Source organism: Bacillus timonensis (genome assembly GCF_004799755.1).
Classification (GTDB): Bacteria; Bacillota; Bacilli; order Bacillales; family Bacillaceae_L; genus Ferdinandcohnia; species Ferdinandcohnia timonensis_A.
Window position 1 is genome coordinate 1 of record NZ_SLUB01000119.1, and the last position, 2,427, is coordinate 2,427.

Genomic DNA, 2,427 nt, shown 5'->3' on the forward strand with positions numbered 1-2,427 from the left:
GTTTGTATTGTTTTTGGGAACAAACAAACATCTAACACTTCTACAATAAGGGCTTTCTTTTTTTATGTCTACATACAATTAGCATTTTTACATTTTATGGAATCTGTGCAAAGCTAGTGGGACAGGTCCGTCGTCCCAATTGAGGTAACGGACCTGTCCTTACTACTGGATCGGTAAATTTAAATCGAGGTACTACAAAAATCGGAAAAATGAAAAAGTTACAATCGTGTCTACTCTTTCATTAGACTTACCAATAATATATGGTATTCTATTGCTATAATGAGAGAAAGGTAGAATGTGATGTACACAAAACAAGACTTATTAGATCATCTTAGAACATTAAATATTGATGAAAATGGAACCTTACTAGTTCATTCGTCGATGAAAAGTATTGGCCAAGTGGAGGGTGGCGCAGATACCGTCCTTGATGCTTTGTCCGAATACATGAAAAATGGCCTTTTAGTATTTCCAACCCATACATGGTCATATATAAATGCTGACAATCCTCGGTTTTATGTTGATGAGTCCCCTTCTTGTGTTGGTCTATTAACAGAACTTTTCCGAAACCGTCCCGGCGTTATTCGCTCATGGCATCCTACTCATTCTGTAGCAGCATTAGGGAAAGGTTCTCGTGAATTTGTTGAGGGAAATGAAAAATTTGACACTCCCTGTGCAAGGGAATCGAGTTGGGGAAAATTACTGGATAAAAAGGCGAGCATTTTATTAATCGGGGTCGATTTACGAAGGTGTACATATATTCACGGAGTTGAGGAATGGCTTGATATACCTGGCCGTTTGACCAATCATCATGAAAAGCTTTACACCGTATTACCGGATCATACTGAAATCGCCGTACCCCAAAGAAGGCATATTGGTCACACCTCTGAAAAATATGAACGAGTTGACGACGTTTTTCTTACTAATCAGGCGATGCACAAAGGTCATTTTGGCGATGCTACTGTAAGAGTTTGCGATACTGTCAAAATGACTGAATTGCTAACTCATATCCTAAAAGAGGAACCTGCTTTATTTTCTTGATACTTAGTTCGACAATCAAGAAGGTTTTTCAAATAACCGATATACTATACTCTTCCTTATGCTCCTGCATCCTGTTGTAAAGACAGGATGTTTTTTTATAAGAAACCGAAAATGTTAAAGTTAAAAGAGAATATTTGTTCGTTTAATCATTTAGAGGATAATAAGGAGATGACTCGGGTTGTTAGACTAAATCAACAGCTCAAATGATGCTGTTTGCTGTATACCATTTATCGTTTTTCGATTGGGTGGTATACCGATAATGAGGTTTACGGTATACCATTTATCATTTTTCGATTGGGTGATATACCGAAAATTGGATTTGCGATACACCATTTATCGTTTTTCGATTGAGTGATATACCGATAATTGGATTTGCGATACACCATTTATCGTTTTTCGATTGGGTGATATACCGAAAATGGGGTTACGGTATACCATTTATCGTTTTTCGATTGGGTGATATACCGATAATGGGGTTTACGGTATACCATTTATCGTTTTTCGATTGGGTGATATACCGAAAATGGGATTTGCGATACACCATTTATCGTTTTTCGATTGGGTGATATACCGGTATTGGTGTTTGCGGGTTTAGCGTTCCCTAATTTTTTACAAAAGAGAACCTCTTTATAACGTTTGCTGGCTCGGCTTTTCCTAATTTTTCACAAATACTAACCTCTTTATGACGTTTGCGGGATTAGCATTTCCTAGTTTTTTACAATCGCGAACCTCTTTAAGATGTTTGCGGGATTAGCATACACTAATCTTTTACAATTAAGAACCTCTTTATAACGTTTGCTTGTTCATCTTTTTTTGCGGTTATTAAAAATGACAATCTAAAAAAGCTTTTGCATTGGCTTGCATTACCTATTTCTTCATCTAAACGATGAAACTGGAATGAATCAGCACTATACGTTAGTCTTTCCCATAACAACTACCAAAAAAGCATGTTCTGCTAACCATAGTACCCCAACAATTCTGCTCCCCAAAAAACAATACAAAAAAAGACCAACCATTCGGCTGATCATCAGTGTGCCTAGCGACGTCCTACTCTCACAGGGACAAAGTCCCAACTACCATTGGCGCTGAGGAGCTTAACTTCCGTGTTCGGTATGGGAACGGGTGTGACCTCTTCGCTATCACCACTAGACTATGTTGAAGGATTCATTCCTTCAAAACTAGATAACGCTCCAACATTCATCATTTTGGTTAAGTCCTCGATCGATTAGTATCAGTCAGCTGCACATGTCACCATGCTTCCACCTCTGACCTATCAACCTCGTCATCTTCGAGGGATCTTACTAGTTTAACACTATGGGAAATCTCATCTTGAGGGGGGCTTCATGCTTAGATGCTTTCAGCACTTATCCCTTCCACACATAGCTACCC

General features: G+C 38.4%; 1 protein-coding gene and 2 rRNA genes. 1 reads left to right on the forward strand and 2 read right to left on the reverse strand.

What is annotated here, in order from left to right; translation table 11 throughout:
* Window positions 1–300: 300 nt before the first annotated feature.
* Window positions 301–1,038, forward strand: a complete 738-nt coding sequence (locus E1I69_RS24010; protein WP_136382008.1) for an AAC(3) family N-acetyltransferase — start codon at window positions 301–303, stop codon at window positions 1,036–1,038.
* Window positions 1,039–2,072: 1,034 nt separating this feature from the next.
* Here the strand turns inward: E1I69_RS24010 and rrf are convergent.
* Together rrf and E1I69_RS24020 are read right to left on the reverse strand one after the other, a co-directional pair.
* A 5S ribosomal RNA gene (rrf, locus tag E1I69_RS24015) occupies window positions 2,073–2,188 on the reverse strand.
* A 55-nt stretch (window positions 2,189–2,243) separates the two neighbouring features.
* Window positions 2,244–2,427, reverse strand: a 23S ribosomal RNA gene (locus E1I69_RS24020); the annotation flags it as partial.

Bases quoted from the DNA above. Each gene is read 5' to 3' on its own strand.
- E1I69_RS24010 (WP_136382008.1), top strand. From the start codon at position 301: ATGTACACAAAACAAGACTTATTAGATCATCTTAGAACATTAAATATT.